This window comes from Streptococcus oralis, assembly GCF_001578945.1.
GTDB lineage: Bacteria > Bacillota > Bacilli > Lactobacillales > Streptococcaceae > Streptococcus > Streptococcus oralis_Q.
Genome location: NZ_KQ969551.1, coordinates 3,694 through 7,269 on the forward strand (window position 1 = coordinate 3,694; position 3,576 = coordinate 7,269).

Sequence of the window (3,576 nt, forward strand, 5' to 3'; positions counted from 1 at the left end):
AATTCTAAAACAACATCAACCATTCTCTTCCCTGTTAATGCTGATTTCTTGAAATCAAAAGGAGATGATTTTGGTAAGGTTGACCCTTCTAACATTTTGTACAATGGTCCTTTCTTGATGAAGTCCTTTGTTTCAAAATCCGTTATCGAATACAAGAAAAATCCAAATTACTGGGATGCGAAAAATGTCTTTGTGGACGATGTGAAACTAACCTATTATGACGGAAGTGATCAAGATGCTCTAGCACGCAACTTTACAGAAGGAGTATACAGCTACGCACGTCTCTACCCAAATAGTTCAAGTTTTGAAGGGATTAAAGAGAAAAACAAGGACAACATTGTCTACAGTATGCAAGATGCGACAACATTTTTCGTAAACTTTAATCTGGATAGAAAATCATATAATTTCACTTCAAAGACAACTGACATCGAAAAACAATCTACCCAAGAAGCCATTCTGAATAAAAACTTCCGTCAGGCCATCAACTTTGCCTATGACCGTACGGCTTATGGAGCTCAATCACAAGGAGAAGAAGGGGCAACGAAGGTTATTCGTAACCTTATCGTGCCTCCTACCTTCGTGACTATTAACGGAAAAGATTTCGGAGATGTTGTCTCATCTAAAATGGTCAACTACGGTCAAGAATGGCAGAACATCAATTTTGCAGACGCTCAGGATCCTTACTACAATCCAGAAAAAGCTAAGGCTAAATTTGCGGAGGCGAAAAAAGAACTTGAAGCCAAAGGAGTACAGTTCCCAATTCACTTGGATAAGACTGTAGAGATGACCAATAAAACAGAAATTCAATCAATTAGTTCAATGAAACAATCAATTGAATCTGTTCTTGGAACTGAGAATGTGGTGATTGATATCCAACAATTGTCCACAGAGGACTATGATAGCTCAGGTTATCTCGCACAAACAGCGGCTCAAAAGGACTATGATCTCTATAACGGTGGATGGAGTCCTGACTACCAAGATCCATCAACCTATCTGGACATCTTTAGTGTGAAGAGTGGTGGAATGCTACAAAATCTTGGTTTGGAACCTGGTGAAATCAATGATAAGGCTAAGGCAGTCGGACTTGATACCTATACTCAAATGTTGGAAGAGGCCAATAAAGAGCAGGAACCAGCAAAGCGTTATGAAAAATATGCTGAAATTCAAGCCTGGTTGGTAGATAGTGCTCTTGCTATTCCAAACGTTTCCCTTGGCGGAACACCAACATTAAGAAAAACGGTTCCTTTCTCAGCACCATACTCTCTAGCTGGAAATAAAGGTGTGGAATCATACAAGTATCTCAAGTTGCAAGATAAGACTGTGACAACAGCTGAGTACGAAGAAGCTAGACAAAAATGGCTAAAAGAAAAAGAAGAATCAAATAAAAAAGCTCAAGAAGATTTGACAAAACATGTTAAGTAATTAGCTTATTTAACAGGAAAAGCGATAGTTTCTTAGGAAACTATCGCTTTTATATAGTTTTAAACTATAACTAGCTCTTGAAAACAAGAAAATAAGTTGGTGAAAATAAGTGGTACAATAGTTAGTATAGATTTGGAGGTATTGTATGAGCAAAGAACTACACATTAACACAATTTTAGCCCAGGCAGGTATCAAGTCAGATAAGGCAACAGGTGCCTTAGTAACGCCGCTTCATTTTTCGACAACTTATCAGCATCCAGAGTTTGGCCAGTCTACGGGATTTGACTATACTCGGACTAAAAACCCAACTCGCAGTAAGGCGGAGGAAGTCTTGGCGGCTATTGAGTCAGCAGACTATGCCCTAGCGACGAGCTCAGGTATGGCTGCGATTGTACTGGCTTTTAGTGTTTTTCCAGTGGGAAGTAAAGTCTTGGCTGTGCGCGATCTTTATGGGGGTTCTTTCCGTTGGTTCAACCAAGTGGAGCAAGAAGGCCGGTTTCATTTTACCTATGCCAATACAGAAGAAGAACTGATTGCTGAGTTAGAGAAAGATGTGGATGTTCTCTATATCGAAACGCCAACCAATCCCTTGATGTTAGAATTTGATATTACAAAACTAGCCAAACTAGCTCATGCCAAGGGTGCCAAGGTAGTGGTAGACAACACCTTCTACAGTCCGATTTACCAACGTCCGATTGAAGACGGTGCGGATATTGTTCTTCATTCAGCCACCAAGTATCTAGCAGGGCACAATGATGTCTTAGCTGGGGTGGTTGTGACTAGTAGTTTAGAACTATACGAGAAGCTCTTCTATAATCTCAATACGACAGGGGCAGTCTTGTCTCCATTTGACAGTTATCAATTGATTCGTGGTCTCAAAACCTTGTCTCTTCGTATGGAACGCTCAACAGCTAATGCTCAGGAAGTTGTTGCCTTTTTGAAGGATTCACCTGCTGTCAAGGAAGTGCTCTATACAGGACGTGGGGGCATGATTTCTTTTAAAGTAGTGGATGAAAAACGTATTCCTCATATTTTAAATAGCTTGAAGGTCTTTTCATTTGCGGAAAGTTTGGGTGGGGTAGAGAGTCTCATTACCTATCCAACGACGCAAACCCATGCGGATATTCCAGCAGAAGTTCGCCATTCTTATGGTTTGACAGATGATCTCTTGCGTTTGTCTATTGGGATTGAGGATGCTAGAGATCTGATTGCGGACTTGCGCCAAGCCTTGGAAGGATAAGAAGATATGGGAAAATATGATTTTACAAGCCTGCCCAATCGTTTTGGACATCATACCTATAAATGGAAAGAGGCAGAGACTGATCGGGAAGTTCTGCCAGCCTGGATCGCAGATATGGACTTTGTGGTTTTGCCTGAAGTTCGACAAGCTGTACAAGCCTACGCAGATCAGTTGGTCTATGGCTATACTTATGCTAGCGATGCTCTGATTGAATCAGTTCAGGACTGGGAAGCCAGTCAACACAGCTATCGCTTTGACAAGGAGGCACTCGTCTTTATCGAGGGAGTGGTACCAGCTATTTCAACAGCTATTCAAGCCTTTACAAAAGAAGGTGAAGCTGTTCTGATTAACACACCGATCTATCCACCTTTTGCCCGCAGTGTCAAGTTGAACAATCGTAAATTGATTACCAATTCTTTGGTAGAAAAGGATGGGCTGTTTGAGATTGACTTTGACCAGCTGGAGAAGGATTTGGTGGAAGAAGATGTTAAGCTCTATGTTCTCTGCAATCCCCACAATCCTGGTGGACGTGTTTGGGAAAAGGAAGTGTTAGAAAAGATTGGCCATCTCTGCCAAAAACATGGTGTTTTGTTGGTTTCAGATGAGATTCACCAAGATTTGGCTCTCTTTGGTCACAAACATCATTCCTTTAATACGGTCAATCCTGCTTTTAAAGACTTTTCCCTTGTCCTGAGCAGTGCTACTAAGACTTTTAACATCGCAGGGACCAAGAATTCCTATGCAGTGATTGAAAATCCTAAGCTTCGTGTTGCTTTCCAGAAACGTCAGTTAGCCAATAACCAGCATGAAATCTCAGGCTTGGGTTATTTGGCGACAGAAGCTGCCTACCGTTATGGCAAGGACTGGTTAGGGGAATTAAAAGAAGTCATCGAAGACCACATCAACTACGCAGT

General features: G+C 41.3%; 3 protein-coding genes. All 3 read left to right on the plus strand.

Annotated elements, in window-relative coordinates:
- On the plus strand, window positions 1–1,422 hold a 1,422-nt coding region (locus SORDD16_RS02655), incomplete at its 5' end, for an ABC transporter substrate-binding protein (protein ID WP_061452283.1).
- A gap of 145 nt (window positions 1,423–1,567) precedes the next feature.
- Window positions 1,568–2,662, plus strand: coding sequence for a cystathionine gamma-synthase (locus tag SORDD16_RS02660; RefSeq protein ID WP_061452284.1), 1,095 nt, complete (start codon window positions 1,568–1,570; stop codon window positions 2,660–2,662).
- 6 nt (window positions 2,663–2,668) lie between these two features.
- The coding region (locus SORDD16_RS02665) for a MalY/PatB family protein (RefSeq protein ID WP_061452623.1) at window positions 2,669–3,576 on the plus strand (908 nt) is incomplete at its 3' end.